28 protein-coding genes, 1 tRNA gene, 1 pseudogene and 2 riboswitches are annotated in these 26,797 nt (G+C 64.5%); of the genes and pseudogenes, 12 read left to right on the forward strand and 18 right to left on the reverse strand.

Annotated elements, in window-relative coordinates:
• Nucleotides 1-2: 2 nt before the first annotated feature.
• The 6 genes from QA635_RS17455 to QA635_RS17480 form a co-directional block, all read right to left on the reverse strand.
• On the reverse strand, nt 3-1,523 hold the full coding sequence (locus tag QA635_RS17455) for a M81 family metallopeptidase (protein ID WP_283070589.1): 1,521 nt from the start codon (nt 1,521-1,523) through the stop codon (nt 3-5).
• A gap of 222 nt (nt 1,524-1,745) precedes the next feature.
• Complete coding sequence (locus QA635_RS17460; RefSeq protein ID WP_283070591.1) at nt 1,746-3,395, reverse strand: ABC transporter ATP-binding protein; 1,650 nt, start codon at nt 3,393-3,395, stop codon at nt 1,746-1,748.
• Between the two features lie 141 nt (nt 3,396-3,536).
• Nucleotides 3,537-4,424 carry an ABC transporter permease gene (locus tag QA635_RS17465; RefSeq protein ID WP_225160286.1) on the reverse strand — a complete coding sequence of 296 codons (888 nt, stop codon included), beginning with the start codon at nt 4,422-4,424 and terminating at the stop codon, nt 3,537-3,539.
• Between the two features lie 3 nt (nt 4,425-4,427).
• Nucleotides 4,428-5,369, reverse strand: a complete 942-nt coding sequence (locus tag QA635_RS17470; RefSeq protein ID WP_028336105.1) for an ABC transporter permease — start codon at nt 5,367-5,369, stop codon at nt 4,428-4,430.
• A 160-nt stretch (nt 5,370-5,529) separates the two neighbouring features.
• Nucleotides 5,530-6,888 (reverse strand): D-amino acid dehydrogenase, encoded by a 1,359-nt coding sequence (locus QA635_RS17475; protein ID WP_283070594.1) that lies wholly within the window; start codon nt 6,886-6,888, stop codon nt 5,530-5,532.
• Between the two features lie 65 nt (nt 6,889-6,953).
• Nucleotides 6,954-7,068, reverse strand: a riboswitch (glycine riboswitch).
• A gap of 3 nt (nt 7,069-7,071) precedes the next feature.
• Nucleotides 7,072-7,178, reverse strand: a riboswitch (glycine riboswitch).
• A 91-nt stretch (nt 7,179-7,269) separates the two neighbouring features.
• Nucleotides 7,270-8,400, reverse strand: coding sequence for a M20/M25/M40 family metallo-hydrolase (locus QA635_RS17480; protein WP_283070596.1), 1,131 nt, complete (start codon nt 8,398-8,400; stop codon nt 7,270-7,272).
• A gap of 265 nt (nt 8,401-8,665) precedes the next feature.
• Here QA635_RS17480 and QA635_RS17485 point away from each other — a divergent pair, with 265 nt between their 5' ends.
• On the forward strand, nt 8,666-10,285 hold the full coding sequence (locus QA635_RS17485; RefSeq protein WP_028336108.1) for an ABC transporter substrate-binding protein: 1,620 nt from the start codon (nt 8,666-8,668) through the stop codon (nt 10,283-10,285).
• 276 nt (nt 10,286-10,561) lie between these two features.
• Here QA635_RS17485 and QA635_RS17490 read toward each other — a convergent pair whose 3' ends face one another.
• Nucleotides 10,562-10,882, reverse strand: a complete 321-nt coding sequence (locus QA635_RS17490) for a hypothetical protein (protein WP_283070598.1) — start codon at nt 10,880-10,882, stop codon at nt 10,562-10,564.
• A gap of 192 nt (nt 10,883-11,074) precedes the next feature.
• Nucleotides 11,075-11,161, reverse strand: a tRNA-Leu gene (locus tag QA635_RS17495).
• A gap of 224 nt (nt 11,162-11,385) precedes the next feature.
• On the opposite strand from QA635_RS17495, the gene QA635_RS17500 reads away from it, so the two are divergent.
• On the forward strand, nt 11,386-11,820 hold the full coding sequence (locus QA635_RS17500) for a twin-arginine translocation pathway signal (RefSeq protein ID WP_283070599.1): 435 nt from the start codon (nt 11,386-11,388) through the stop codon (nt 11,818-11,820).
• Nucleotides 11,821-11,859: 39 nt separating this feature from the next.
• On the opposite strand, the gene QA635_RS17505 is transcribed toward QA635_RS17500, so the two are convergent.
• On the reverse strand, nt 11,860-13,062 hold the full coding sequence (locus tag QA635_RS17505) for an FAD-dependent monooxygenase (protein WP_283070601.1): 1,203 nt from the start codon (nt 13,060-13,062) through the stop codon (nt 11,860-11,862).
• Nucleotides 13,063-13,069: 7 nt separating this feature from the next.
• The gene (locus tag QA635_RS17510; protein WP_018272338.1) at nt 13,070-13,315 is read right to left on the reverse strand and encodes a zinc-finger domain-containing protein; all 246 of its coding nucleotides are present in this window, start codon (nt 13,313-13,315) and stop codon (nt 13,070-13,072) included.
• Between the two features lie 234 nt (nt 13,316-13,549).
• Between QA635_RS17510 and QA635_RS17515 the strand changes: the two genes are divergently transcribed.
• Nucleotides 13,550-14,683, forward strand: coding sequence for a hypothetical protein (locus QA635_RS17515; protein WP_283070603.1), 1,134 nt, complete (start codon nt 13,550-13,552; stop codon nt 14,681-14,683).
• Between the two features lie 57 nt (nt 14,684-14,740).
• A complete protein-coding gene (locus tag QA635_RS17520) occupies nt 14,741-15,493 on the forward strand; it encodes an alpha/beta fold hydrolase (protein WP_283071695.1) in 753 nt (250 codons plus the stop codon).
• A gap of 3 nt (nt 15,494-15,496) precedes the next feature.
• Here QA635_RS17520 and QA635_RS17525 read toward each other — a convergent pair.
• Nucleotides 15,497-16,873: pseudogene (locus QA635_RS17525) on the reverse strand (hypothetical protein); the annotation flags it as partial.
• Between the two features lie 192 nt (nt 16,874-17,065).
• On the opposite strand from QA635_RS17525, the gene cysE reads away from it, so the two are divergent.
• Nucleotides 17,066-17,893, forward strand: coding sequence for a serine O-acetyltransferase (gene cysE, locus QA635_RS17530; protein WP_092089661.1), 828 nt, complete (start codon nt 17,066-17,068; stop codon nt 17,891-17,893).
• A 197-nt stretch (nt 17,894-18,090) separates the two neighbouring features.
• A complete protein-coding gene (locus QA635_RS17535; protein WP_021077729.1) occupies nt 18,091-18,303 on the forward strand; it encodes a DUF3126 family protein in 213 nt (70 codons plus the stop codon).
• Between the two features lie 118 nt (nt 18,304-18,421).
• Here the strand turns inward: QA635_RS17535 and QA635_RS17540 are convergent, their stop codons facing one another.
• Nucleotides 18,422-19,132, reverse strand: a complete 711-nt coding sequence (locus tag QA635_RS17540; protein ID WP_076830248.1) for a hypothetical protein — start codon at nt 19,130-19,132, stop codon at nt 18,422-18,424.
• Between the two features lie 219 nt (nt 19,133-19,351).
• Between QA635_RS17540 and QA635_RS17545 the strand changes: the two genes are divergently transcribed.
• Nucleotides 19,352-19,681 (forward strand): DUF6949 family protein, encoded by a 330-nt coding sequence (locus tag QA635_RS17545; RefSeq protein ID WP_028336117.1) that lies wholly within the window; start codon nt 19,352-19,354, stop codon nt 19,679-19,681.
• Between the two features lie 192 nt (nt 19,682-19,873).
• A complete protein-coding gene (locus tag QA635_RS17550; RefSeq protein ID WP_028336118.1) occupies nt 19,874-20,404 on the forward strand; it encodes a gamma carbonic anhydrase family protein in 531 nt (176 codons plus the stop codon).
• Between the two features lie 4 nt (nt 20,405-20,408).
• Here QA635_RS17550 and QA635_RS17555 read toward each other — a convergent pair whose 3' ends face one another.
• Nucleotides 20,409-20,663 (reverse strand): hypothetical protein, encoded by a 255-nt coding sequence (locus QA635_RS17555; protein ID WP_018272329.1) that lies wholly within the window; start codon nt 20,661-20,663, stop codon nt 20,409-20,411.
• Nucleotides 20,664-20,750: 87 nt separating this feature from the next.
• Here QA635_RS17555 and QA635_RS17560 point away from each other — a divergent pair, with 87 nt between their 5' ends.
• The 3 genes from QA635_RS17560 (at nt 20,751) to QA635_RS17570 (ending at nt 22,094) form a co-directional block, all read left to right on the forward strand.
• Nucleotides 20,751-21,065 carry a hypothetical protein gene (locus QA635_RS17560; protein WP_283070612.1) on the forward strand — a complete coding sequence of 105 codons (315 nt, stop codon included), beginning with the start codon at nt 20,751-20,753 and terminating at the stop codon, nt 21,063-21,065.
• A gap of 155 nt (nt 21,066-21,220) precedes the next feature.
• Nucleotides 21,221-21,736, forward strand: coding sequence for a hypothetical protein (locus QA635_RS17565; protein WP_283070616.1), 516 nt, complete (start codon nt 21,221-21,223; stop codon nt 21,734-21,736).
• Nucleotides 21,737-21,944: 208 nt separating this feature from the next.
• Nucleotides 21,945-22,094, forward strand: a complete 150-nt coding sequence (locus QA635_RS17570) for a hypothetical protein (RefSeq protein WP_156436402.1) — start codon at nt 21,945-21,947, stop codon at nt 22,092-22,094.
• 454 nt (nt 22,095-22,548) lie between these two features.
• On the opposite strand, the gene QA635_RS17575 is transcribed toward QA635_RS17570, so the two are convergent.
• The 3 genes from QA635_RS17575 to QA635_RS17585 form a co-directional block, all read right to left on the reverse strand.
• The gene (locus QA635_RS17575) at nt 22,549-23,040 is read right to left on the reverse strand and encodes a hypothetical protein (protein ID WP_225160275.1); all 492 of its coding nucleotides are present in this window, start codon (nt 23,038-23,040) and stop codon (nt 22,549-22,551) included.
• A gap of 189 nt (nt 23,041-23,229) precedes the next feature.
• On the reverse strand, nt 23,230-23,760 hold the full coding sequence (fabA, locus tag QA635_RS17580; protein ID WP_253641025.1) for a bifunctional 3-hydroxydecanoyl-ACP dehydratase/trans-2-decenoyl-ACP isomerase: 531 nt from the start codon (nt 23,758-23,760) through the stop codon (nt 23,230-23,232).
• Between the two features lie 33 nt (nt 23,761-23,793).
• The gene (locus QA635_RS17585) at nt 23,794-24,420 is read right to left on the reverse strand and encodes a TetR/AcrR family transcriptional regulator (protein WP_283070620.1); all 627 of its coding nucleotides are present in this window, start codon (nt 24,418-24,420) and stop codon (nt 23,794-23,796) included.
• A gap of 98 nt (nt 24,421-24,518) precedes the next feature.
• Here QA635_RS17585 and QA635_RS17590 point away from each other — a divergent pair, with 98 nt between their 5' ends.
• Complete coding sequence (locus QA635_RS17590) at nt 24,519-24,929, forward strand: hypothetical protein (RefSeq protein WP_283070622.1); 411 nt, start codon at nt 24,519-24,521, stop codon at nt 24,927-24,929.
• A gap of 289 nt (nt 24,930-25,218) precedes the next feature.
• Here QA635_RS17590 and QA635_RS17595 read toward each other — a convergent pair whose 3' ends face one another.
• Complete coding sequence (locus tag QA635_RS17595) at nt 25,219-25,833, reverse strand: transglutaminase-like cysteine peptidase (protein ID WP_069279885.1); 615 nt, start codon at nt 25,831-25,833, stop codon at nt 25,219-25,221.
• Nucleotides 25,834-26,166: 333 nt separating this feature from the next.
• Nucleotides 26,167-26,784: a PilZ domain-containing protein gene (locus QA635_RS17600; protein ID WP_028342942.1), complete on the reverse strand. Its 618-nt coding sequence runs from the start codon at nt 26,782-26,784 to the stop codon at nt 26,167-26,169.
• Between the last annotated feature and the right edge of the window lie 13 nt (nt 26,785-26,797).

Here is a 26,797-nt window from a genome sequence, read left to right on the forward strand (position 1 = left end):
CTCTATCCGTTTGTGCGTGATGGGGAGGTGGGTGTGAAAGTAGGGCCGTTCGGCTTGATACGAATGCCGGGACGCAAATGTCTCCACGGCAGCGTGGCGGTATCGGCGGGCATCGCGCCGGGAGCGGCGCAAATCAAGAGCTTCTCGGCGATCGGCTCGAAATCGGCGCGGAAGTGCACCGAGCTCTTGTTGACCAAAATCTTCTGTGCCGTCGGCTCGATGCCGACATAGCGGTACATCGCCTGGTCGGCAAGCTGGGCCTTGTAGGAGCCGACCACGACGCGGACGTCGCCGACCCGCAGGCAGGCCGAGGGGCCCATGTCCATGTCGCGGCCGCCGAAATAGGGACCGGGAGCCACGAATTTTCCATCCGAGAGCTGTTCGACGACAAAAGTCTCCCGGTATGGCGCGTCGCCGGGAATGCCGGACTTGCCGCCGAGCTCGAGCGTGACTGATGCCCCCACACCGGCGCTGTGCGCGGCCTTCGCGGATTGCGGGTCGTAGATCACGCCGGTTGCGGCACTCGCCTTGTTGCGCACCAGCGCGCGCAGCATGCCGGTGGTGTCGGAATCGCCGCCGGCGCCGGGATTGTCCTGAGTGTCGGCGATGATGATCGGCCGGCTCGCCGATTTCGCCAGTTCCATCGCCAGCCGCACGCCTTCGTCGGGCGAATAGATCCGGCCGTCGAAATCATCCTCATGGCTCTCGACCAGGGCGACGACCTTGTCGGCGGCGGCATCCGCATCGGCCTGGGTCCGGCCGTAAGCGAATACGCTCGGCCCGCAATCCCTGAAATCGGCGGCCGGAAAACCCGGCGCAAACGACAGTGTCGGCACCGCGTCGCTCTCGAGGGCGGCGAGCTTTTGATAGATGCCCTTGGTCGGCTGGTCGTTGGTGCATTGCCAGCTGATCGGGATCAGGAACGGCAATTGCCGGAAGGCCTTTGCGAAGCGCTGCCTGGTTTTGAGCATCAGCGCCAGATGCCGGGCGCAGGCGCGGCCGGTTTCGGCCATGTCGACATGCGGATAGGTGCGGTAGGCAATCAGCGTATCGGCATGCTCGATCATCTTTGGCGAGACGTTCGCATGCAGATCGAGGCTCGCCACCAGCGGCAGGTCGTTGCCGATCGCCTTGCGCACGCGGGCCAGCGTTTCGCCTTCACCGTCGTCATAATGCTCGGTGACCATGGCGCCGTGCAGGTCGAGATAGACGGCATCGATCGGTCCGGCCGCGGCGATGCCGTCGACCATTTCCGTCACGATCCGCTCGAACGCATCCTTGCTGACATGCGCCGACGGGCTCGCCGCGGCGAAGATCGTCGGCACCAGCTCCCAGCCATTGGCTTCCGCCGCCTCGACAAAGCCGGCGAGGCCGACATTGATCTTGCGCATGACCTTGAGCACGTCGGCGCCATGCGTCATCGACGGCCAGCCACCGCCATGCACGAAATCGTCATAGGTTGCCTTCGTCGGTGCGAAGGTATTGGTCTCGTGCAGGAAGCCGCCAACGGCAATGCGGGTCATCAAGTCGGTCTCGATACGTTTCTTCGATCATGATGCGATCATAACGACGCGCGTCATGATCTCATCTCGTTGGTTGGAGCGTGATCTCCGGGGAAGACCGGCGTCCACCTTCAGGGCCACGCTCTAGCGCGCGACGTTAAGCGTGTCGTCGCGCCAAGCGCAAGCCGGGGAGCACCAGCGGATTTGCATGCCCTGTGGGCGGAAAGGCTTGAGGCTAAAGACCTAGGCCGTCGCCACAATGCCTTCCGAAACGGGGCGGAAGTTGGCGAAGTCCCAGCCGCGTCCGGGCGCCGCATCCAGCAGCGCGCGGGTATAGGCTTGCTGCGGATTGGTCAGCACCTCGGCGGCCGGTCCCTGTTCCACGACGCGGCCATGTTGCATCACGGCGACGTCGTCGCAGATTTGTGCGGCGACGCGCAAATCATGCGTGATGAACAGCAGCGCGATGCCAAGCCGGCGCTGGATTTCGTCGAGCAGATCCAGAACCTGCGCCTGCACCGAGACGTCGAGTGCGGACACCGCTTCGTCCGCGACGAGCACGTCGGGATCGAGCGCCAGCGCGCGCGCGATCGCGATGCGCTGGCGCTGGCCGCCGGAGAACTGGTGCGGATAGCGCGAGATCGCGTCGGGCGGCAAATGGACGAGCTCGAGCAGCTCGCGCGCCCGCGCCAGCGCATCCTTGCGCGGCATGCCGTAATTGACCGGGCCTTCCGCGATGCTCTCGCCGACGGTGACGCGCGGATTGAGCGAGCGGTAGGGATCCTGGAAGATGATCTGGATCTTCTGGCGATGCGGTTGCAACAGCCGGCGCGACAGGTCGGAAATCTCGCGGCCGGCGAGGCGTACCCCGCCCGAGGTCGGATCGATCAGGCGCACGATGCAGCGCGCGACCGTCGACTTGCCGGAACCGCTTTCGCCGACGATGCCGAGCGTGCGGCCCTTGCGCAGAGTGAGCGTGACGTTGCTGGCGGCGGCGACCTCGCGGGCTTTGCCGTACAGCGACCGCTCCCGGTAGACCTTGCCGAGCTCGTTGGCTTCCAGCACCACGGGCTCGGTCGTCTCCGGGCGCGGCGCTCGCGGCACCAGGCTCGGCACCGAGGACAAGAGGTTGCGGGTGTACTCCATCTTCGGGTTGCGCAGCACGTCCTGCAGCGGGCCGGTTTCGACCAGGCGGCCGTGTCGCATCACCGCGACGCGGTCGGCGATCTCGGCCACCACGCCCATGTCGTGGGTGATGAACAGAACCGCGGTGCCGTGATCGCGTTGCAGGTCGCGGATCAAGGTGAGGATCTGCTTCTGGGTGGTGACGTCGAGTGCGGTGGTCGGCTCGTCGGCGATCAGGAGCTTCGGCTCCAGCACCAGCGCCATCGCGATCATGATGCGCTGGCGCTGACCGCCCGACAGGCGGTGCGGGTAGGAGGAGAAGATGCGCTCCACATCCGGCAGCCGCACATGCTCCATCATCGCCAGGATTTTCTGGCGCCGCGCGCGGGCGTCGAGATCAGTGTGGGCGCGCAGCACCTCGTCGATCTGGCGGCCGACCGGCACCACGGGATTGAGCGCGGTCATCGGCTCCTGGAAGATCATCGCCATCCGCGTGGCGCGGAGTTGCCGCAGCCGCCGGTCGCTGGCGGTAAGCAGCTCCTCGCCGACCAGTTTGACGCTGCCGCCGGACGGCACCAGCGTGCCCTTCTGCTGCAGGCCCATCACGGTGAGCGATGTCACCGACTTGCCCGAGCCGCTTTCGCCGACCAGGCACAGCGTCTCGCTTTCGCGTACCTGTAGCGAGAGGTCGTCGATGATGCGATGCGCATCCGCCTTGCGGCCGAGGCCGACGACGAGATTGCTGATGTCGAGGACGACGTTGGTCATGTCAGGGTCTCTTGGCGCTGCGAAGGAATTTACCCACTGTCATTCCGGGATGGTGCGCCAGCACCAGACCCGGAATCTCGAGATTCCGGGTTCGATGCTTCGCATCGCCCCGGAATGACGGCTTCAGAAGAGCTGAAGCCGTCACTTGCCCTCACGCTGCTTCATGCGGGGATCGAGCGCGTCGCGGGCGGCGTCGCCGATCAGGTTGACGCTGAGAATGGCGATCGAGAGCAACAGCCCCGGCCAGAAGATCAGCGACGGCTTGACCTGGAAATAGGCGCGGCCCTCGGCCATGATGTTGCCCCAGGTCGGCGTTTCCGGCGAGATGCCGGCGCCGAGGAACGACAGGATCGCCTCGGTCAGGATCGCGGACGCGCAGACATAGGTGCCTTGCACGATCAGCGGCGCGATGGTGTTCGGCATCAAATGCCGCCACATGATCTTCGGCAGGCTGCTGCCGAGCGAGATCGCGGCCTCGACATAAGGCTCCTCGCGTGCGGTCAGCACCACCGAGCGCACCAGCCGCGCCACGCGCGGGATCTCGGGGATGGTGATCGCGACCATCACGGTCCAGATGCTGGCCCCCGACAGCGACACCACGGCGATCGCGAGCAGGATGGCGGGGATCGCCATCAAGCCGTCCATCACGCGCATCAGCACCGCATCGACCCAGCGGAAGAAGCCGGCGACGAGGCCGATCAGAAGGCCGATGGCGATCGAGCAGACGGCGGCGCCGAGCCCGATCACCAGCGAGATCCGTGCGCCGTAGATGATGCGCGACAACAGGTCGCGGCCATAGGCGTCGGTGCCGAGCAGATATTGCGCGCTCGACGGCTTCAGCCGCTGCGACGGCGTCAGCAGCAGAGGATCATGCGGGGCAAGCAGCGGCGCGAAGATCGCCATCAGGATGATGAGAGCGAGGCTGATCGTCGCAATCGCGATGATCGGCGTCGACGTCAGGAAGCCGAACTTGACGCGGAACGGCCGGGTGACGGGAAGCGAGGATTCGGGAAGGGTTTCGATCGCCATTGCTCAGTACCGGATACGAGGATCGAGCAGGGTGTAGGCGAGGTCGATCAACAGATTGACCGCGACGTAGATACCCGACGTCAACAGGATCATCGCCTGGATCACCGGATAGTCGCGCGCCAGCACCGCATCGACGGTGAGGCGGCCGATGCCGGGCAGGTTGAACACGCTTTCGGTGACGACGACGCCGGAGATCAGCAGCGCGAAGCCGGAACCGATCACGGTGATGACCGGCACGGCCGCGTTGCGCAGCGCATGGCGCAGCAGCACGCCGGTCTCGCCGATGCCCTTGGCCCGCGCCGTGCGCACGTAATCCTCGCCGAGCACATCGAGCATCGAGGCCCGCGTCATGCGTGCGATCAGCGCGACATAGATGAAGGAGAGCGTGCAGGTCGGCAGGATGAGGCGCTGGAAGAACGGACCGAAGCCGGCCGAGATGCTCTTGAAGCCCTGTACCGGAACCCAGCGCAGATCAATCGCAAAGATCTGGATCAGCACATAGCCGATCACGAACACCGGCACCGAGAAGCCGAGCACCGAGAGCCCCATCACGAAGCGGTCGATCCAGGTGCCGTGCTTCCACGCCGCGATCACGCCGAGCGGCACCGCCACCAGGATCGAGAGGATGATGGTGGCCAGCGCGACCGAGATCGAGGGCTCGAGGCGCGGGACGATCATTTCGAGGATCGGCTTGTTCGAGATCAGGGAGACGCCGAGGTCGCCGTGCAGCAGCTTGGCGATCCAGGTGTAGAACTGGATGTAGATCGGCTCGTTCAGACCAAGCGAGGTCCGAATGCGTTCGAGCTGTTCGGGCGTCGCATTGTCGCCGGCGAGGATGGCGGCCGGGTCGCCCGGCGTCAGCCGCAGCAACAGGAACACGAACAGAGCCACCACGCCCATCACGGGAATGGCGGCGAGGATGCGGCGAAGCAGATATCCGAGCAAATTTGATCCGTTGGGTTGTGGTCGATGAAGTCCCCAGCGGGACCGTTGCACACCAGACCGTAGCACAGATGGTAGCAGACTCACGGTAGAACTTGAGCAAGTCCCATGCCATCGGTGCTGCGGATTTTGCGGTGCAGCTAATCAGTCCTGTGGGCCGCGATTATTCCTCCGGTGAAGTTCGAAGCAGTCCACTGGAAGGTGGATTGATTTCAGCTTTGCGCGCGTCGGCGGGCACATCGAGCCCGGCACCGAACGACGGCGCCATCGGCGGCGTATCGAGGTCGCGCCAATCGTCGATCGCCTGGGCCACCATCTGCGCCGTCGCGGCCGACAGCGTCCAGCCGAGATGACCGTGGCCCGTATTGTAGAACACGCCCGGAATCCGTCCGGCGCGAACCACCGGCATCATGTTCGGCATCATCGGGCGCAGGCCCGCCCATGGCACGACTTTCGACGTATCGATCTCCGGGAAATGATGCCGCACCCAATCCACCAGCGGTTGAATGCGATCGGCGCGAATGTCGCGGTTGAAGCCGTTGAACTCGGCGGTGCCGGCGACGCGGAAGCGGTCGGCGCCGAGCCGGCTGGTGACGATCTTCGCAGCTTCATCGAGCAGGCTGACGGTTGGGGCGGCATTCCGGCTTTGCGGCGCATCGAGCTGCACGGTGATCGAATAGCCCTTCACCGGATAGACATTGACGCGGTCGTTGAGCAGGCTGGCGAAGTGGCGGCTCGCCACGCCGGCGCAAATCACGATCCCGTCCGCCTGCAGCTGCTGGCGTGTCGCGACCGCAGCATCATGTGAAGCAGCTTCGTTCCAGCCGATGCGGAAGCCGTCATCGCCGCGTGCGATCGTGTCGACGTCGGCTTCATGGACAAAGCTCGCGCCACGGCGGATGCAGGCGTCGGCAAGCCCACGCGTGAACTTGTGGATATCGCCGGTCGCGTCCGACGGCGTGAAGAAGCCGCCATAGCAGGCCGTCTGCAGCGCGGGTTCGATGACGCGGATTTCGTCTGATGTCACCGGCCGGCGGTCGAGCCCGCCTTGCTGCAGCAGCGTGTTGACCTTGAGGCCGGCTTCGAAGCCGGCCCTGTCGTGATAGACGTGCAGGATGCCGCGGCGTTCGAGATCGAAGGCGATGTTTTCGCGCTCTGCGATCGAGAACAGATGCTTGCGCGCTTCGATGGCGAGCTTCGTGGTCTCGATGGTGTTGCCGCGATAGCGCGTGATGTGGCCTACGAACTCGCCGATCCAGGAATATTTGTGCCAGCTCGGCTTCGGGTTCATCAGCAGCGGCGCGTCGCTTCTCAGCATCCAGCGCAGCCCCTTGAGGATGGTCGCGGCGCTGTTCCACACCTCGGCGTTGCTGGCGGAGAGTTGTCCGCCATTGGCGAACGAGGTTTCCATCGCGGCGTAGCGATGCCTGTCGAGGACGGTCACCTTGTAGCCGCGTTCAAGCAGGGCATAGGCCGTCGTTATGCCGGTGATGCCGGCGCCGATGATCGCGATGTGTGGCATGATAGTCGTCAGGCTCCCGTGGGTTAGAGTCGCCGAACCACCGGTGAAACCGGCATCGGCGCCCCATCTGTCACGGTACCTGAGAGCTTGATCCGCATCGGGCTGTGGCCAGAAGCGAACTATCCCCTTCGGTGGACGTCATGGCCCTTGATGTGCGGCCATGTTCGTCTCTCTCCAGATCGTCCTGACGATACAGTCCTTTTGCCTGAGAGTTTCCGGGGCGGTTGCTCCGTCGGCGCCAAAGGCAACAACACGAATGTTGTCGCTTCGATCTCTCCCGCATCGTCGCGTTGGACGGCCGGACCGTAGGCGAAGCCTTAAAAATGGACAAGGCTAAATTTCGATCCGGCAGTGCCAACGTGTTGTGCAGTGCAATCGATGTCAGTCCAGCGTCGCCAGCAGTGCCGCCATCAGGCGGCCGCGTTCGGCGAGGCTGTCGACCTCGATGTGCTCGTTGAGCGTATGTGCATCGGCGCCGCGAACGCCGAGGCCGTCGAGCGTGGGGATGCCCATCGCGCCTGTGAAGTTGCCGTCCGAGCCGCCGCCGGCGCTGCCGTGCGGCAGATCGAGACCCATCGCTGCCGCAAGGCGTTTTGCCTTTTCATACAGCGCCATGGTGCCCGCATCCGGCTCCCACACCGGGCGCGTAACGCCGCGCGTCACCTTGAAGGTCACGTCGTTGGTGGTGCCCGACAATGCCAGCATGCGCTCGACGCCACGGTCGAGATCGGCCTGGCGCTTGGCCATGCTGAGCGCTTCGCCGGTGCAGGTCGTCGCGACGCAATTGACCCACTGGCCGCCATGCACGATGCCGACCGAGAAGGTGCAGTCCTCGGTGGTCATGCCGTCGATGGCGATGATCTGCCGCGCCATCTCGCGGATCGCGGAGCGGCCGGAAGACAGCGTTGCGCCGGCATGGCTGGGCTTGCCGGTGGCTTCCAGATTGAAGCGCGCGATCGCGTAGCGGCCGGTGACGACGCCGTTGTTCGGACGGCCGGGCTCCGGCACCAGCACATATTTGTTGCGCGCGGCTTCCGCCTCGATGATGTCGCGCGTCGACGGCGTGCCGACCTCTTCGTCGGGGGTGAACAGCACGGTGATCGGCAGCGGGGTCGTGAAGGAGGCGCGCGCCAATTGCCTGATCGCCTCGATCGACAGGTAGTTGCCGCCCTTCATGTCGAAGATGCCCGGCCCGAAGCACTTGTTGCCTTCGCGCCGCCACTTCAGCTTCTCGATGGTGCCGACGGGGTGAACGGTGTCCAGATGGCCGGCGATCAGGATGCCGGGCTGGCCTTGTTTCGGATGGGGGAAACGGGCGCGGACGCAGCCCGCGAAGCCTTGGCGTCCGGCGATGCGCTCGATCGTCGCACCCATGATCGCCATCTCGCGGGCGGCGAGATCGAGCATGCGTTCGACCGCGGCGGCGTCCCAGGTCGGGCTTTCGCATTCCACCCAGCTGCGCAGGCCCTGCAGCATCATTTCGGAATCAAAGGGGAGATTGGCGGGGTTCATCGTTGTTCTCTCTTGTTGTTCTGACGGCGCCGGCATCGCGCGCGCGTTACGAAAATCTCAGCCGACGATTTTGTAAAGCCAAAATCTGGCGCGCGGCCTCATTCGTTTGTGTACGTCCGATGCGACTTGAAACCGATTGACGCGCTTGGCGCTTGGTGCAAGTCTCGATTTCACAAGCCATACAGCATGTTAGTTCGCCTAAATAACGAACCACATGCATAACGAATAAGCCGGCTTTGACCAGTTACACGTCAGGAGAGATTGCATGTTCCCTATCTCGCGTTGGAAACACCGCACGCTAGCGGCCGCGTTGACGGCGCTCGCGCTGTCGTTCGCGCCGCAGGAATTGTCATTCGCACCGCAGGCGATGGCCGCGGGCAAGACCATCACCGCGGTGATGCACTCGGATCTGCGCGTCATCGATCCGATCATGACCACGGCCTACATCACCCGTGATCATGGCTACATGATCTATGACACGCTGCTGGCGACGGATTCCAATTTCAAGATCCAGCCGCAGATGGCGGACTGGAAGGTTTCCGACGACAAGCTGACCTACACGTTCACGCTGCGCGACGGCCTGAAGTGGCACGACGGCGCGCCGGTCACCGCGGAAGACTGCGTCGCCTCGCTGCAGCGTTGGGGCAAGGTCGACGGCATGGGCCAGAAGCTGATGGACTTCGTCGCGAGCCTGGAGGCGACCGACGCCAAGACCATCACGCTGAAGCTGAAGGAACCCTACGGCCTCGTGCTGGAATCGATCGGCAAGCCGTCGTCGCGCGTGCCGTTCATGATGCCGAAGCGTCTTGCCGAGACGCCGCCGGACAAGCCGATCCCGGAACAGATCGGCTCCGGACCGTTCAAATTCGTGCAGGCGGAATTCCAGCCGGGCGTGAAGGCGGTCTATGAGAAGAACAAGGACTACGTGCCGCGCAAGGAGCCGGCGAGCTGGACCGCGGGCGGCAAGGTCGTCAAGGTCGACCGCGTCGAATGGGTCACGATGGCCGATGCGCAGACCGCGGTGAACGCGTTGCAATCCGGCGACATCGATTTCATGGAGAACCTTCCGTTCGACATGCTGCCGGTGCTCGAAGCCAATCCGGATCTCAAGATCGACGTCCTGAACAAGTTCGGCTTCCAGACCCTCGGACGCATGAACTTCCTCTATCCGCCGTTCGACAATCCGAAGGTGCGCCGGGCTGCGTTCCTGGCGATGAACCAGAAGGACGTGCTCGACGCGCTGGTCGGCAACGCCAAGTACCAGAAGATCTGCGGCGCCTTCTTCGTCTGCGGCACGCCGCTCGAGACCGACGTCGGGGCCGAAACGCTGGTGAAGGGCAACGGACTGGCGGAAGCCAAGAAGGCGCTCGCCGCATCCGGCTATGACGGCACCCCTGTGGTGATCATGGCGCCGGGCGACGTCACGACGTTGAAGGCCCAGCCGGTCGTGGCTGCGCAGCAGTTGCGCGAGGCCGGCTTCAAGGTCGACCTGCAGGCCACCGACTGGCAGACCGTGGTGACCCGCCGCGCCAGCCAGAAGCCGCCGAAGGAAGGCGGTTGGAACATGTTCTTCACCAACTGGGTCGCGGCCGACGTTTCCGATCCGATCGTCAACGCGTCGATCACCGGTCGCGGCAAGAATGGCGGCTGGTTCGGCTGGGCCGAAGACCCGAAGATCGAGGAGCTGCGTGACAAGTTCGCACGCGCCGGCTCGGCTGAGGAAAAGAAGAAGATCGCCACGGAAATCCAGACCGAGGCCTACGATCAGGTGATCTACGTTCCGCTCGGCCAGTACACCATTCCGAGCGCGTGGCGGAAGTCGCTGACCGGCGTGCTCGACGGCCCGGCAACGCCGATCTTCTGGAACATCGACAAGTCCGAGTAAGCTTGCGGCTTGACGCAAAACAAATGGCCGGGACTTGTCCCGGCCATTTTCTTTTCGCGCTGTCGCTTGTCAGGTGTGGCTGTCGCGGAGCTGCTCCAGTCCGTCGCTGAGCGGTGGCCCGCCTTGTGGTGCGTCCTGCGGCGGGGAGGGGCGCTCCTTGCGCCGATCGGGTTGGTCGGTTGCGCGCTGCGCGGATGGATCGTCGTTCGGCATCGTCATGCTCCAATTGCGGCATGACAACGAATACGCAGTGCACGGGTTCCGAACCGGCGACCGCTAATCGCCGTGGCCTGGTCTCATGCTGCTCGGGTTCGACAGGCTCGTGAGCTGTGTCTGTCCGATGCCGGTTCCGTTGATCCAGACCACCGCTCCGGCGGCAAACGCGAGCAGTCCGTACACCATGATCGCGCCGCGGATCCATCGCCGGTAGATCACGCGGTCGTCGGGCGCAGCGTTGCGGAAATTCTGTGCATTGAGCCCGTTGCTGCAATGTGCCGCATCGTCGCCGTGCAAGAGATTGGAGGCGTCGTGATCGCGCGCCCTGTTGTCTGCAATCCGATTGTCGTCCGCAATTCGATTGCAGTTTGCAATCTCCATCGCCGATCTCCGACCAAATTGATTTCAAAATGCGACGGCCGCGAAATCCGCGGCCGGAATTTCTAATGCGGAAAGAGTACGATGGTCAGCCATCGCGGCGTGTGAACCGCGCCACAGCCGGAAAACACGATGCGGTGAGCATCGCCACATTGGCCCACTCATGTGCTGGGTCCGCGCACGGCATGCGAAGGTTGGTGCGGGCGGTGGGACTCGAACCCACACGACGTTGCCATCGAGGGATTTTAAGTCCCTTGCGTCTACCAGTTCCGCCACGTCCGCGTTGCGCCAGGCGCGCCGATTTCTAGCGCGTTTGGGCGCGGAGTGGAATTGTCATTATCCGGTGCTAACAGGTGAGCTTTCAAAGGCTTATGCGGCGGCCCGCAATTCCATTTGCCTCGGCGGCCGAGCATTGGGATAAGCAGCGCGCCGCCGCGATTGAGCCTCAATCCGGACACCGGTGGCTGCTTTAGGCAATCTCAACACTGTCCGGTTAAGAAAGCTGAATGTCCGTTCGTTTCCCACGCCGCCTGAAGCTGTCGCGCGCGGCGGCCGTCATCGCGCTGCTCGCCTCGGCCGCGGGCGTTTCCGGCTGCGCGCAGATCGGCGACACCGTACCGTCGGCATTCGCCGATCCCGCCAAGTACGAGCTTTATGATTGCAAGCAGCTCGAGAACGAGCGCAGCAATCTCAAGACCCGCGCGGCGGATCAGGAAAAATTGATGGCCAAGGCGGAGACCGGCGTCGGCGGTACTGTCGTCTCCGAGATGGTCTATCGCAACGAGCTGATCTCGATCCACTCCCAGCAGAAGCTGGCGGATGAGGCCTGGCGCAAAGGCAGGTGCCATGAAAGCACGCCGGACACGCCTGCGGCCGCTGCCCCCGCTACCCCCACGCCGGCGGCGAAGGGCCCGCGCGCACCGCGAGGCCTCGTCCACTAAGCTTGCGTTGCCAGACGGGTCGGTCGCGATTGGCCGAGTTCAGGCGCGCCAGTCGTAAATCCAGTCCTGCCGCGCCAGCATGCGCTCCGGACCGATGGCGCGGATCGCCAGATCGCGCGCGATCGCCGCCGGCCCACGCAAATGATAGATGCGGCCCTGCTGTCGCGCCAGGCGCTGCACTTTCAGCACGCGCCCGCGCCGCACCCGTGCGTAGCGCTTCAACGCGGCGGGAATGCCCGCGGTGTTTTCCCCGGTGCTGTCGCTCAAGGCCTTGGCGAGCACGGCCGCATCCTCGATCGCCATGCCGGCGCCTTGGGCGGCAAACGGCAGCATCGCATGCGCGGCATCGCCGAGCAGCGTCACCGCGCCTTCGCTCCAGCGGCCGATGTCGGGCAGGGTGAACAGCGCCCATTTGCGCCAGCCGTCGACCGCGCCGATCAGCATCCGCGCCGTCGCGGGCCAGCGCGCGGTGGCGAATGCGCCCTTGATCTCGTCGATGTCGCCGGGCTCGCTCCAGCCCGGCCGGTTCCAGGTGCCCGATACGATCGCGACCACGTTGACCTGGCGTCCCGCCGAGATGGGATAGGCGACGAGATGCGCGTCCGGTCCCATCCAGAGCTGCACGCGCGGTGCGGTGTATTCACGCGGCAGGGCGGTGGCGTCCAGCGTGCCGCGCCAGGCGATCAGGCCGGAGAATTGCGGCTGTACATCCGGAAACAAATGCCCGCGCACCGACGACCAGATGCCGTCGGCGCCGATCAGCGCGACGGCCAATTCCTCCTGCCGTGAATTGCCGCGGCGTTGGACGACGGTGAGGCCTCGCGCATGCTTGGTCACATCCTCGAACTGGCAGCCGAGCCGCAGATCGATATCGGGATGGTCGCTCGCGGCGGCCTGCAGCGCGGCCTGCAAATCGGCGCGGTGGATCACCCAATAGGGTGCGCCGGCGCGGAACTCGGCGGCCTGGCCAAGCGGCATCCGTGCGATCTCGCCACCGGCCCGCGCGCTCAGGATGTTGACGGATTCAGGCGTGACCGCGCGCCGCGCAAGCGGTTCCTTGAGCCCGAGCTCGACCAGGATGCGGCTGGCATTGGGAGAGAGCTGGATGCCGGCGCCGGCTTCCTCGAGCCGTTCGGCCTTCTCCAGCACGACGACGCGAAAGCCCTGTGCCGCCAGTGTCAGCGACACCGTCAGTCCTCCGATCCCGGCGCCTGCAACGATGACGGTTCGCGTCAGCGCCACGGAGCGGTCAGGCGACCTTGTCTTTCAGGACGCATTCCGGCGGCCGCGCTTCGCCGGCCGCGAGGTCGGACGCGAAGCGATAGAGCGTCGAGCAGTACGGGCAGATAATCTCGTTGTCATTGCCGAGGTCGAGGAACACGTGCGGATGGTCGAACGGCGGGTTGGCGCCGACGCACATGAACTCCTGCGATCCGATTTCGATCACCGAGACACCGGCATCGTTATGGAAGTGCGGGACGACGTGGTCGGACATATTCTCACCTTGATGGCAACGATGGGCAGACGCAATCAACAGCATGCGGCATCGCGAAATGCCGCGCACCATACTGGCGGGAACAGTTGATTCCTAGAGCCCCGATGGCTCATTTGCTCATGCAAATTCGACACAATCTTGTCGTCCCAGAGAAGCCCTCCTTTGGTCGGAGCCGTTGTGTCGCAAAAACGGCACACTATCTCCAAGGCGAATAAAACTAGAGGTTTTATCGGGATGAATCGGGTGCGCGTCAGCTTGGCGGTGGTCGGCGTGGCAGCAAGTGCTGCCGTGGGCGCGGCTATTTGGCCGCACGCCCGTGATGCCGGCACCGTGCTGGCGGCGCGGGACGATCCCGCTGCGCTCGCCGACATCAGGCTCAATTCCGTGCTGCGCAACAACCCGGCGTTGATCGCGGACAATATCGAGGCGGCACTGGCTTCCGGCGATGCCGACCTTGCGGCCAGCTTTGTCGCGCTCGCCGGCGAGAAGAGCATCGCACTTAGTGATGATCTCACCAAGCGCGTCGATGACGCGCGCGCCGAGCAATCATCCAGCATGCATTACGCCAAGGGGTTCGCCACCGGCCTGGTGACCGGCAATGCCGACGATGTCGCAAGCCTGTCCGGCACGGTCGCCGGCGACCTGTTCGTGTTCGGTGATGTCAGGGACGTCGTGCGCGAGGGCAAGCACCTCGTGATGGGCGAGGACACCGACCAGCTGGTGCTCGGCCTCGCCGCCGCCGGGCTCGCGGTGACCGCGGCCACCTATGTGTCGGTCGGCGGCGCCGGGCCGCTGCGCGCCGGGCTGACGCTGGTCAAGGATACGCGCAAGGCCGGACGGCTGAGCGAGGGGATGATCGAATGGGCCGGACGTTCGACCCGCGAGGTCGTCGACCAGCCGGCGCTGCGCGAGGCGGTCGTATCCGGCTCGGTGCTGCGGCCGGTGCAAACCGCAACCGCGATCCGCGCGGCGTTCCGCGCCGAGAAGGCCGGCGCGCTGGTGCGCGTCGCCAAGGACGTCGGGCGCATCGGCGAGGCGGCCGGGGTTCGCGCTGCGCGGGATACGCTGAAGGTCGCCGAGAATCCGAGGGAGATCGCGCGGGCGGCGCGGATCGCCGAGGTGAAGGGCGGCCAGACCCGCGCGATCCTGAAGCTGCTCGGCCGCGGCGCGCTGCTGCTGGCGGCCGGCGCATTCAATCTCACCATGTGGCTGTTCGGCGCGCTGCTGGCGCTGTTCGGCTTCCTGTCGTCGATCAAGGCCACCACCGAACGGGCCACTGCCTGGTGGCTCAGACGAAGCAAGGCGCTGCGCCTGAAGCGGCAGATGGCCGCTCAGGCCAGCTTGGCGAGTATGCCCGCCCAGGGTTAGGCTTGCGGTCGCCTGTCGATCGCCAATCGCAAATCCCAAGAACAAACGGAATGGATGATGCCGAGTTTCCATCACGGCGATGTTGAAATTGCCTATATCGACGAAGGCGCGGGCGAACCGATCGTGCTGGTGCACGGCTTTGCCTCGAGCAAGAACGTCAACTGGATCTACCCGACCTGGGTGTCGGATCTCGTCAAGGCCGGCCGTCGGGTGATCGCGCTCGACAATCGCGGCCACGGCGAATCCGCCAAGCTCTACGATGCCGCGCAGTACGAGATCGCGACCATGGCCGGCGACGTGATTGCGCTGATGGACCATCTCGGAATCGCGCGCGCCGACATCATGGGCTATTCGCTGGGCTCGCGGATGACGGCGATCCTGGTGCGAGAGAATTCCGATCGGGTGCGCTCGGCGATCCTTGGCGGGATCGGCATCGGACTGATCGAGGGCGGCGGCCCCGGCGAGGCGGTCGCGCTGGCGCTGGAGGCGCCGTCGCTCGACGATGTCACCGACCCGGTCGGCCGTACCTTCCGCGCCTTTGCCGATCAGACCCGCTCCGACCGCCGCGCGCTCGCCGCCTGCCTGCGTGGCTCGCGCCGCCTGATGACGCGCGAGGAGGCGGCCGGCATCCGCGTGCCGGTTTTGATCGCGGTCGGCAGCAAGGACGAGATCGCGGGCTCGGCGTCAGCGCTCGGCCGGATCATTCCGGGTTCGGAGGTGCTCGACATTCCGAACCGCGATCACATGCGGGCGGTCGGCGACAAGGTCTACAAGACCGGGGTCATCGACTTCCTGTCGCGGCGAAAATAGATCGTCGGCTTCATCCCTGGCGAAGGCGCGCGCGGCCGCGATCAGCACCACGAAGGTCGCGACCCACACCATGCGCGCGCCGTAGCGGTCGTGCGGTCCCGAGATCACGCCGCAGACAAAGGCATTGCCGAGCAAGGCGAGCGTGACCGTGCCCGCCAGCAGCGTCAGATCGTCGAGCCGCCGCTGCCACAGTCCGCGGCCGAACAGGATGACGACCAGGAGCATCGAGCCCAGCGCGACCGGCACGTGGATGCGGTTGATCGCGGTGAAGTCGAGGTGCCAGCGTTGCTGCCGCGCCGCGCGCATCGGCCGGACCTGTTTGGGAATGTAGCGCTCGATGATGCCGTAGGTATGCGGGATCCAGCCATTGGTGCCTTCACCGGTCGCGACATGCATGAGCTGGTCGGCGGTTGCGGTCAGCGCCGCCTTGGCCTGCCATTCCGGATATTCGGCCAGCGAGCGCAGCACGATGTGGCCCATCTCGTCGTTCAGTCCCTTGAAGCGGCCGAGCGTGTTGAACATGCTGTGGCCCCACAGGAAGTCGTCGGCGGTCGGCGGCAACTCGTTGCGATAGGGGCAGAGCTTCAGCTTCTCCGTCGCGCAATGATCGTGCAGATACTGCGCGACGATGCCATCCTGCAGCATGCGGCCGAAGGCGACGCCATAGCCGCCGGGCGTCCAGGCCAGCTGTCCGGACAGCGCAAAGTTCGCCGCCAGCAGCATCGCCGCGCCGGCGACGGTGGTCAGGCTGCCTTGCAGGAGGCCCGCGACCGGGATGCGCCGCCCGAGCCACGGACGCAGCATCCAGCCGACGCAGCACAGGCCGAGCAGCACCGCCAGCGTCGCGCTGTGCGTGGCGGCGGAAAACGCGATGAACCCGAACAGCACCGCCTTCTCCAGCGTCGAAATCCGTTCGCCGTGCAGGATGAGGATGAAGAGCGCGAGCACCGAAAGGCCGGCGAAGATGTCGGTCAGCAGCATGCTGTCCAGCCAGGGCAAAGCGGTGGTTGCGATCAGCGCGAGGCTGATCGCAATCAGCCGGACCGGCCGGGCGAGGCCGAGCACGCGCAGCGTCAGCTGCAGGATCCATAGCGTCGCCAGGGTCTGGATGCCGAGGTTGAGCCAGAAATCCGATGTCTCGCCGACATGGAGGTAGATGCCGAATACCGTGGACCGGCTCGGCACCAGGTAGCCCTCATACCAGCGCGCCAGATAGCCGCCGGTATCCCATTGGAGCAGCGGATAGCCGTTCCAGAAGGCAGGGGCGAGCAGCAGGAGGGGGATGGCAATGGTCGCGATCCAGACCGACCGCGCGTCGGTCAGGCGGGCACCTAAACTCCGGGTATTGATGATGTTTCCCCCTTTTATTGGGCCGACCATGCCCAAAACCACACTGGGGACGAAATCCGCCAATAGTTGCAGAAGCACGGCTTGATTTCGGCAAAATCCCGACCAATTCCCCTAGACGCCGGCCCGGGGGTGTTTGGCTGGGACCGTACTGAGCCATCCCGGGACGCGCTGGGTCCATCGTGCTATAACGCACATCAGAACAACCGAATTGCGAGAGCAGCTATGGCAGTTCATCAGGTCAATCCGCAGGGAGGCAAGCTTGCGGCGCTCGATCCGATCTGGGATCGAATCCGCGGCGAGGCGGAGGACATCCTGCGGCGCGAGCCGGAACTCGCATCCTTCATCTATGCGACCGTGCTGCATCATGAGCGGCTGGAAGATTCGGTAGTCCATCGCATTGCCGAGCGGCTCGATCACGCCGCGCTGTCGGGCGATTTGATCCGCCAGACCTATGGCGAGGCACTGCGCGACGAGCCCGATATCGGCAACGCGTTCCGCGCCGACCTCGTCGCCGTCTATGACCGCGATCCGGCGACCTCGCGCTTCATCGATCCCTTGCTCTACTTCAAGGGCTTTCACGCGCTGCAGACCCATCGTCTCGCGCACTGGCTCTATCAGAAGGGCCGCAAGGATTTTGCCTTCTACCTGCAGAGCCGCTCCTCGGCCGTGTTCCAGACCGACATCAACCCGGCCGCGAGGATCGGCCGCGGCATCTTCCTCGATCATGCCACCGGTTTCGTCTGCGGCGAGACGGCGGTCATCGAGGACGATGTCTCGATCCTGCATGGCGTCACGCTCGGCGGTACCGGCAAGGAGAATGAGGATCGCCATCCGAAGATCCGCCACGGCGTGCTGATCGGCGCCGGCGCCAAGATCCTCGGCAATATCGAGATCGGTCATTGCGCGCGCATCGCGGCCGGCTCGGTCGTGGTCAAGCCGGTGCCGCACAACGTCACGGTCGCGGGCGTGCCGGCGAAAATCGTCGGCGAGGCCGGCTGTGCCGAGCCGTCGCGCACCATGGACCAGATGCTCAGCGCGATCGGGCTTTGATTTCACTCGCTTTCTGATCGCGGCGCGTTCCTGAGCGAAGTGGGCGCCGGTTCGCGTGAAGAAAACGCCACAAAGCACAAAAAAAACAAGAGCCGTGTGCGCAACATCACGTCGCCAAAGCCTGAAAAGGCTCTGGCGATCTTTGCCGTCTCGTCCTAAAACTCCCCCGAAAATCATCGACCCGATTGGAGACGGCCGTGGACGTTCAGGAAGTCAGGAAGCTCGACGCGTATCTCAAACGCGTGTTCAGCAATCCCAAGATCCGCGTGGTGCCGCGGCCCAAGAAGGATGACTCGGCCGAGGTCTATATCGGCGAGGAGTTCATCGGCGTGTTGTTCGTCGACGACGAGGACGATGATCGCTCGTTCCAGTTCCAGATGGCGATCCTGGAAGAGGATCTGGCCGAGTAAGGCGGAACAGCCTCGCCTTCACACGTCGTTACGACGAACTCGCGACAAAATTGCAGAGCGATTTTACGCTGGAGCGACCGTCCTTCGCGGACACGTCGCTCCGCTTGCAATGACAGTGTCATCCCTTCGCGCTGTGCATCTGCGCGGAGAGACGGTTCATCGCGGTGGCGATGTCGCGCCACTGCGCAAGCCAGCTGCGCGGAAAGCGAAAGATCAGGTCGGCGCCGTCGATGCGCCGCTCACTCAGGCACATGCCGGGCGTCGAGGTATCGCGCGTGCAGCGCGCGGTCAGCTGCGGCTCGCTCGCGGTGAACAGGTCCTCGCCGCCATAGGGCGTGCCGTCGCGGAACGCGCGCGCCGTCAGGCCGTCATCCATGTTTGCGCGCTCGTCGAGATAGCGCGGATAGATCGTGCGCAGGCGCATGTCCGGCGCGAGTGAATCGTGGTGCGCCGCGATCGATACGAAGATCCTGTCGATCGGCTGCACCTTGTCATCGACCGTATCGGCGCTGTAGTGCTTCGGCGCGGCGGGCGCGTCCAGCGACGGATAGAGGAAGCTCAAATCGACGCGCTCCTGCGGTCCGGAGTGACGCTGGATCTTCATGCGCACGGCCATGGTCGGCACGTTGAACAGCGTGCCGCCGACGCTCACCGGCAGCCGCGACGGATCGCTCGGCGGAATGGTCGTGTAGGTCGGCCACAGCAGATAGGCGACAAGCGCGACCGCGCCGGCCGCGATCACCGCCGAGGCGATGATCGGAACGAGATGCGCGCGCGGGTTGCGGCGGGTGTCGCGGGCGAGATGCTGGGCGGTCGAGAGAAGCGTCATGAGCGAGGCTGAGATCAGGTCGGGAGTGGCCGAATCATCTGCCGAATATGCCACGTGGCGGGGAATTTCCGTACGATTCCAATGGAATCCGGGACCGAATGGCCATGCGCAAACGCCGCGCCTGATGTGTCCGGTTAACCTTTCCTTAAGGATGATATGGCGGCAGGCTGCCAATTCTGCGAAGCAGGGCAGGTGGCCTGTTGAGTAGCGGAAGTTCCGATGTCGCCCGATACCTTGAATTCCCTGTTCTCGCTCTTGATCGGTTTCGCGCTCGCGGGCGCGCTGGCCAACGGTTACCAGGCGATGGCGGAGCGCCCGGCCGGTTTCGGCCTGCTGCAGGAGGGCGCGGCGCCGAAGACCTTCGCCGCGGTCCCGTTCCTCGTCTTCGCCGCACCGTTCATCATCATGCGCAACACGCTGCGCGGGGCGCGCATCGAGCGCCGCCGCTTCGAATTCGTGATGATGGCAACCGTCATCTCCGGCTTCTGGAGCCTGATGTCGGGCACCTTCTTCGTGATGACGCTGCGCGCTGCGGGCGTGCTGGCCTGATCCGATCATGATCCGCGGCCGATCACGGTCGCGCTTGCTTGAAACCATGTCGGCCGTCGTGCCAAGGTCTCCTGCGATCAGGGCTTCGGTTCTGATTGAATCAGAAACCGAAGCTCTGGATTTTCGTTTCGACGCGTTTTCTTCACGCGAACCGGTGTCCACTTCGCTCGAGAACGCTCCAGGGAGACCTCAATGGCGATCTACGAACTCGACGGGCAGGCGCCCGATCTTCCCGCCGACGGCAGCTACTTCATCGCCGACAATGCCGTGGTGATCGGCAAGGTCCGCCTCAAGTCCGCCGCGAGCGTCTGGTTCGGCGCCGTGCTGCGCGGCGACAATGAGTGGATCGAGATCGGCGAGGGCTCCAACGTCCAGGACAATTCCACCCTGCACGTCGATCCCGGCTTTCCCCTCAGCATCGGCAACAACGTCACCATCGGCCACAATGCGATCGTGCACGGCTGCACGCTGGAAGACGGCGTGCTGATCGGGATGGGATCGATCGTGATGAACGGTGCGCGGATCCGGCGCGGCAGCGTGGTCGGTGCCGGCTCCGTCATCACCGAGGGCAAGGAGTTTCCGGAAAATTCCCTGATCATCGGTGCGCCCGCCCGCGTGGTGCGTACGCTTGACGCTGCGCAGGCCGAGGCGTTGTCGCGGCCGGCGAAGTCCTACGCGATCAGGGGTCCGCAATACAAAGCGGGACTGAAGAAGATCGGCTGAAGCCTCAGCGCTTGCGGCCGCGCTTGCGCGCAGCGTTCGCTGCAGTGGTGCGAGGCTTCGCTGCATCTTGCGGTCTCGTTGCCTCCTGAAGTCTTGCGCTCTTGCGCAGCGCATCCTTCAGGTCGATCGGAATGCCGTGCTTCTTGAGCAGGTCGGCGAAAGCCTCGTCGGCGAGCTCCTGCAAGGTCGCCATCCGGTCGCGCCCGAGCTGCTTCAGCTTGTCGAAAGTGTCGTCGTCAAACTCGATCAGCTTGCGCAAATTGCATTGCTCCCAAACTGTATTGCTCCAACGCCTGCGGGAACCGGCCTTTTGCGGCCTCGTTGACGTCCGCAAGGGAGAATTGCCATGCGCAAATTATCTGTCACCACCGCGCTCGCGACAATCGCGATTGTGCTGACGCCCGCGGTTACCGTTGCCCAAGGTACCGGGAGCGGCGCCGGGACCGGCAGCCCCTCGTCAGCCAGCCCGACATCGCCGCAAGCCACTTCACCGCCGGCCGGGACCAACAGCGCCGGGACCGCGCAATCCTCCGGCGGCCCCAATACCGGCAGAGGCGTTACCACCGGATCGGCAACGACGACCGAGAGCGTCGACAAGGCCATCGCCGACGAGAACGAAAAAGTCGAGCGCCGTACGCGAGGCATCTGCCGCGGCTGTTAAGCTCTGACGGCCGCGCTTCGATGAACGCGGGTCGCGCAGATGTGAGCGCGACATAGGCGCGCGGTAGAAGCCGCAGTCCTAGATTGAGCTAGCATGCGCAGGACGCGGCGGAGGAGGCTTGAAAACAAAGCCTTTGAAAAAAGGAGTAACGGGTGATGTTGCGTAAAACGATGATTGCCTTGCTGGCGACGGCCTCGGTCGGTCTGTTCACCGTCGATGCTGCGTCGGCACGCGGTGGCTTCGGTGGCGGCGGCTTTCATGGTGGTGGCGGCTTCCGCGGCGGCGGCGGATTTGGCGGCTTCCACGGCGGCGGCGCTGCATTCCGGGCCATGGGCGGAGGCGGTGGCTTCCGGTCGGCTGCGATCGGCGGCGGCGGTTGGGCCGGCCGCGGCTGGCACGGCGGAGGCTGGCGTGGTGGCGGCTGGAACGGTGGTTACTATCGGCGCGGCTGGGGCGGCGGCTGGGGCTATCCGCTCGCGGCGGCTGCGGTCGGCTTCGGGGTGGGCTATGGCGCCTACGATTACTATGACGGCTACTACGGCAATCCATACTACGCCGGCTACGGCTATGACGATGGCTACGGCTACGGTTACGGCGGCTGTTACGTCGTGCGCCGCGGCGTGATGACACCGTATGGCTGGCGCGTTCGGCCGGTGCAGGTTTGCAATTGAGCCATTCGCTCACGCATGGCCGGTCCATTCGGTCGCCATGCTGATGGTCTTGCAATGATCGGCGCGGCCGGCGTTTCGATGCCCGGCCGCCGCGCTGGGTCGCGCACTGGTATGCAGCTTGCACCGCCTTGCAGAAGTCCGTGCGTGAGCGCGCCGCGAAAACAGATGGTCCGGCTGCGATTGAAGCCGGGCCCAGAGGACATCCAAGATGCTGACCATTCCTGACCTGACCTTGCTGCTCATGGTGGTTGTTGCGAGCCTTGCCGTTGCGCTGATCTACATGCTCCGCGAGCTCGAGCCGAAGCTTGCGCGGCTGCGACTGCGAGGTGGTCGCGTCTTGCGCGATCGCACCGAATAAGTCGGCAATTCCGTTCGCCGCGGCTTTGGCCGCGGTGATGCTGCGCATACAGAGTCGTCAGCCGAGCACGCCGTGTTTCTTCAGGCGGTCTGCGTCTTTCGCGCGGCTAGGGCCGCCTTCGGGATCTCGAGCCGGAGCTTTCCTGGTAGGTCCCGAGCGGGATTCAAGGACCCCAAAAAACAAGGCCGTCGACGTAGTATACCGTCAACGACCTTGCCAGCCCCGGATATTGAAATCGGCTCACGCCATCCGGTCATTCGAAGATGACTCGGATTCGAAGGCCGATATGTGAACCAGTTCACAAAGTCAGGATTAATTCACGGTAACGGGCACTCATGATCGGCCGCCGCCGGCAGCCCTCGAGCGCGAAAGTTCCCCGTTAGATGATGATCTTGCTCGGGATTTGGCGCATTTTTATGGCTGGTCACCTAGGTGGGCGGGGTCCGCGGGGGCGTCAACCGCGCGACCTGTGGCGCTTCCGGTTGGCGCTACGGGTGGCCTTCGAGCGCTTGCGGGGCGCGGGCTCGGCGGCCGGCTCGTTGGCCTGCGCGCTCGCCAGCGATTGGCGCAAACCCTCGACCTGTTCGGTCAGCGCGGCGACCTGGTCGGAGAGCCTCTTGGCATCGGCCGCCTGCAAGGCGAACTGCTTGCGCATGGTCTGCAGCTGGTCCTGCACCTCCTGCAACTGGTCGATGGATTCCTGCTGGGTCGCCTCCATGCCCTTGGTCTTTTCCACCAGAGCCTCGGAGACCTGCGCGGTCCGCGCCTGCAACTGCCGCGCGGCGACCATGCGGTCGGTCTCCGGCACGTTGCCGGTGTAGGCACGCCACAGCGCGATCGAGCCGATTCCGAACAGCACGAGCACCAGCGCCACGGCGCCGATCGCGATCGGCTGCACGCCAATCAGGCTGCTGGCTTGTGAATTCCGGGGGGCAAGTTCGACCATGCGACCAACAACCGGACATCAATTGAAAGGTTCGAAATAGCACAAACCCCGGCGCGGGCAAAACCGGGGGGTGTGTAGACCACTGCGGCAGCAGCGAAATTTGTATCATATGTTAGTTTTCGGCCGTGCTGCCCGGCCCGCCCGAGGCACGATCGGCCTCTGGCCGACCCGAACTCAAGGTCCCCGAATTCAGCCTCTGGGCGCGATCAGGCCGACCCGCATGTCCTTTGCCAGATAGACGCAAGCGCCGTCGGCGAGCACCCGGCCGTCGGCGATGCCCAGCACCAGCCGGCCGCGCCTGGCCTGGCGTATGTCGACCTCATAGCGCACCAGCCTGACATCCGGCGTGATGTGCCCCCTGAACTTGACCTCGCCGACCCCGAGCGCGCGGCCCTTGCCCGGCGAGCCCGACCAGCCGAGCCAGAAGCCGATGATCTGCCACATGGCGTCGAGGCCGAGGCATCCGGGCATCACGGGGTCGGCGGCAAAGTGACAGGCGAAGAACCAGTGGTCCGGCGCAATCTCGAGTTCGCCGACGACGTGGCCCTTGCCGAACGCGCCGCCGTCCAGGCTGATCTCGGTGATGCGGTCCATCATCAGCATCGGCGGTGCCGGCAGCTGCGCATTGCCCGGGCCGAAATAGCCGCCTTCGCTCGAGCGCAGCAGATCCGGCTTGCTGTAGGACGATTGCGGTGCGTGAAAATCGTGCGGATTGAACAAGATGGCCACCGATGTTCGGGTTCTGGCTGAAGCTTAGCTGCGGCTGCGCCGCGTGGCTCTTGGCCGCGCGGACAGGGGTTTGGCAGGCAAGCCCAGCGCGGCGGCCATGAAGGCCCAGATGTCGCCGGTCAGCCTTGCCGCATCAGGCCGTCTTTCGCTCATGAGCGCGCCGATCAGCGCCTGGCGGATGCCGCCGATCATCAGCGCAATGGTGAGGTGAGGGTCGATGCCGCCGGGCACGATCCCGTCGCGCTGGGCCGCTTCGATCATGCGGGCGCCGGCGTCAAGCTGCCGGCCGGTGAAGGCGGTCTCGACATCGAGCACCTCGGGCGCGCGGCTGAGCGGTCCGATCACGAGGGGCGCAAACGGGTGGTCATAGTGAAAGGCGACATAGGCGCCGATCCGCTCCTTTTCCCGGTCCGCCCAGTCCGCGGCGGACAGCTTGGCGCCGCCGAATGCCGCCGCATCAAGTTGTTCATAGAAGCCTTCGACCACGGCGGCGATCAGGCCGGCCTTCGATCCGAAGTGATGGTAGGCGAGCCCGACCGAGACCTGCGCCCGCCTTGCGACGGCCTGCATCTCGAGGTGCCCATGGCCCTCGATGAGCTCCGCCTGCGCTGCCGAGAGCAGCCGTTCCCGTGTCCCCAGGCTCGCGTCCATCGTGGCCCATTCGCTGAATTGAATTCAATTCAATACCGCCGATGCTAGGATGTCAAGCCGCCGACGCGGATGGCAAAGCGAGCCGGTGAAGGAAGGCGATGGCGTTTGCGATCAAGACCGAGATCCGAAATCCGCGGGCGAAGGTGTTCACCTTCACCGCGCAGAAGACCATGTATGGCGGCAAGCACATCGCGGCCGATGACATCGTGTTCGTGTTCGCGAGCGAGAACGAGGGCGGCAACGGCCTGATCGCCCGCGCGATCGTCGCGTCGGCCGACGCGACACCGCGCAAGGTCGGCGTCATCAGGCAGACGCCGCGCGTCAGCATCACGGTCAGACGCACGGCATCCGCGGCGCGGCTGCTCGGGCGCGACCAACTCAAGCGCTTCAAGGATTGGGGCGATGGCCGGCCGGAGACCGAGCTGAATTTCAAATTCTATCGCCAGGCCACCAACAAGATCGTCGGCATCTCAGACGAGACCGCGGCGTTTCTCGAGCGGTTCTTCTAGTGTCCCGAATCCGAAGTTCGCATCATTTGCCGCACCTTCGGAGCGAACTTCGGATTCGATAAGGACACTAGCAAACTTATGATTCTAGTGTGCTTTATGAATGCGAAGTTCGTGAAAGTGGCTGCCGCGAAATCGCACGAACTTCGCATTCAGCACACTAGGCGTCGATCGCGCCGCTCAAAAAAGGTGCGGCCACCCTTTGGGGGAAGGGTGGCCGCGCGCGAACCGGTCTGGGACGGGGAGGGGTGGGGATGTGACCGGGTCGCGAACTCGAAATTTCCTGTTCTGCTCAGCGCGAGCTTGCCGTTGCAACTGCCGGGCGGTTGTCACCGAGCGAGACCCACACATTGGGATCGCCCTGCGACTGCCGCTTGACGAAGCGGTAGCCAGTGTCGGTCCAGGCGACGATGCTCTCGTTCTGGTTATCGAGCACGAACTCGCCCTTGTCGGTCTTCACCGTCAGCACCGCGTGGCCTTCGCCCTTCTTGTCGCGGACCACCGTGATCAACAGCGCCTCGCGGGGCCAGCCGGCGTCCATCAGCATCTTGCGCTTCAGGAGCACGTAGTCCTCGCAGTCGCCGTAACCGTCAGTCGGCAACGACCATTTCTCGATCACGCCCCAATGATCCATGTCGGTCATCGGCTTGATGGATTCGTTGACCCACTTGTTGACCCGTACGAGGTCCCGCCAAGCGGTCTGCGACAACACGATGTCGCGTGGTTGCGTCGCGCCGCCGCGGCATTCGCCCGGATTGTCGGCACAGAATTCGACCCAGCCGATCGGCGAACGCGCAACGTCACCCAGGCTGGCGTAGACCACGTCGCCGGCCTTGGCCGACACGCACGTCGCAAACAGAATGGCGGCAACCGCCAAACCTTTCCCCTGTCCCCTGAACCCAAACATCGTGGCCCCCGTTCTTCTTGTTGGGACCACGTTTCGCACAAAGCTTTTGCGCCGCCGCTAAGTACGCAAAGTAGATTTGACGCGAATACTGGTAAAACCTGCGGCGAATTCGAACTGTACTTGAATCGAATTCGCGTAAAATTTGAAACAACTGCAATTGATTCAAATTTTATGCATTAACGCCGCGAGCGTTGCGCCAGCGCGGTTTGTTGCGTCAAACGCTGCGGCCGTTAACCGCCGATTTTCACCGGGCCAAACGCGCCGAAGGCGGCCACCGGTGCACCGGTGGCCGCCTTCGCGGGCAAAAACAGGGGGCTTGAGCGGTTTTTCGCTTTACCTCGCGGTAACGCTCTCTTCGAGCGTTTCCGCCGATTGCTCGTGGACGAACTCGAGCGCGAAGCCTTCCTCGAGATTTCGCACCACGCGGGACTGTACCCGCCCGAGCATCACGAGCGATTTCAGCGGCGGGCGGTTCTCGGCGGCAATCGCAGCACCGGACAAGGAAAGGTCGATGATGCGGCAGGTCATCCGCGTGCCGTCTTCCTGGGTCAGCAGGGCGATCGGGTTGCGCGGCACGATACGGTCGTGGCGGCGATCCTCGGGCAGATTGAGGATGTCGCGGTTGGCGAGCCAGGTCAGCTGCGCGGCGAGCTTGTCGCGCTTGCGCGCGGTGGCGCCGATCGTCATCGCAAAGCCGTTGTCGATGATGCGGGTGATGCGACCCTCGACCCGGCCGATATGGTCGAGATAGGCGATCACACGGTCGCCGACATTGCCGATGCCCGGCGCCAGCAAAGCGAGGCCGCCCGGCGACATGTTGATAATCTGGCACGGAAACTCGCGCCGGTCGGGCAGCATGTAGCGGCCGAGCAGGTGCACCTTGACGCGCTGGAAGCGCCGCCGCTCCTCGGCTACGGGGACGACGGTAGTTTTCTTCTGTGCAAACGACATCACGACAAACCCG

Source organism: Bradyrhizobium brasilense, from assembly GCF_029714345.1.
Lineage (GTDB): Bacteria > Pseudomonadota > Alphaproteobacteria > Rhizobiales > Xanthobacteraceae > Bradyrhizobium > Bradyrhizobium australafricanum.

Bases quoted from the DNA above. Each gene is read 5' to 3' on its own strand.
- QA635_RS17465 (WP_225160286.1), bottom strand. From the start codon at position 4,424: ATGGCGATCGAAACCCTTCCCGAATCCTCGCTTCCCGTCACCCGGCCG.
- cysE (WP_092089661.1), top strand. From the start codon at position 17,066: ATGGCAGTTCATCAGGTCAATCCGCAGGGAGGCAAGCTTGCGGCGCTC.
- QA635_RS17490 (WP_283070598.1), bottom strand. From the start codon at position 10,882: ATGGAGATTGCAAACTGCAATCGAATTGCGGACGACAATCGGATTGCA.
- QA635_RS17545 (WP_028336117.1), top strand. From the start codon at position 19,352: ATGTCGCCCGATACCTTGAATTCCCTGTTCTCGCTCTTGATCGGTTTC.
- QA635_RS17585 (WP_283070620.1), bottom strand. From the start codon at position 24,420: ATGGACGCGAGCCTGGGGACACGGGAACGGCTGCTCTCGGCAGCGCAG.
- QA635_RS17515 (WP_283070603.1), top strand. From the start codon at position 13,550: ATGAATCGGGTGCGCGTCAGCTTGGCGGTGGTCGGCGTGGCAGCAAGT.
- QA635_RS17475 (WP_283070594.1), bottom strand. From the start codon at position 6,888: ATGCCACACATCGCGATCATCGGCGCCGGCATCACCGGCATAACGACG.
- QA635_RS17550 (WP_028336118.1), top strand. From the start codon at position 19,874: ATGGCGATCTACGAACTCGACGGGCAGGCGCCCGATCTTCCCGCCGAC.
- QA635_RS17500 (WP_283070599.1), top strand. From the start codon at position 11,386: ATGTCCGTTCGTTTCCCACGCCGCCTGAAGCTGTCGCGCGCGGCGGCC.
- QA635_RS17590 (WP_283070622.1), top strand. From the start codon at position 24,519: ATGGCGTTTGCGATCAAGACCGAGATCCGAAATCCGCGGGCGAAGGTG.
- QA635_RS17560 (WP_283070612.1), top strand. From the start codon at position 20,751: ATGCGCAAATTATCTGTCACCACCGCGCTCGCGACAATCGCGATTGTG.
- QA635_RS17460 (WP_283070591.1), bottom strand. From the start codon at position 3,395: ATGACCAACGTCGTCCTCGACATCAGCAATCTCGTCGTCGGCCTCGGC.
- QA635_RS17480 (WP_283070596.1), bottom strand. From the start codon at position 8,400: ATGAACCCCGCCAATCTCCCCTTTGATTCCGAAATGATGCTGCAGGGC.
- QA635_RS17600 (WP_028342942.1), bottom strand. From the start codon at position 26,784: ATGTCGTTTGCACAGAAGAAAACTACCGTCGTCCCCGTAGCCGAGGAG.
- QA635_RS17520 (WP_283071695.1), top strand. From the start codon at position 14,741: ATGCCGAGTTTCCATCACGGCGATGTTGAAATTGCCTATATCGACGAA.
- QA635_RS17455 (WP_283070589.1), bottom strand. From the start codon at position 1,523: ATGACCCGCATTGCCGTTGGCGGCTTCCTGCACGAGACCAATACCTTC.
- QA635_RS17565 (WP_283070616.1), top strand. From the start codon at position 21,221: ATGTTGCGTAAAACGATGATTGCCTTGCTGGCGACGGCCTCGGTCGGT.
- QA635_RS17595 (WP_069279885.1), bottom strand. From the start codon at position 25,833: ATGTTTGGGTTCAGGGGACAGGGGAAAGGTTTGGCGGTTGCCGCCATT.
- QA635_RS17575 (WP_225160275.1), bottom strand. From the start codon at position 23,040: ATGGTCGAACTTGCCCCCCGGAATTCACAAGCCAGCAGCCTGATTGGC.
- QA635_RS17570 (WP_156436402.1), top strand. From the start codon at position 21,945: ATGCTGACCATTCCTGACCTGACCTTGCTGCTCATGGTGGTTGTTGCG.
- QA635_RS17485 (WP_028336108.1), top strand. From the start codon at position 8,666: ATGTTCCCTATCTCGCGTTGGAAACACCGCACGCTAGCGGCCGCGTTG.
- QA635_RS17510 (WP_018272338.1), bottom strand. From the start codon at position 13,315: ATGTCCGACCACGTCGTCCCGCACTTCCATAACGATGCCGGTGTCTCG.
- QA635_RS17540 (WP_076830248.1), bottom strand. From the start codon at position 19,132: ATGACGCTTCTCTCGACCGCCCAGCATCTCGCCCGCGACACCCGCCGC.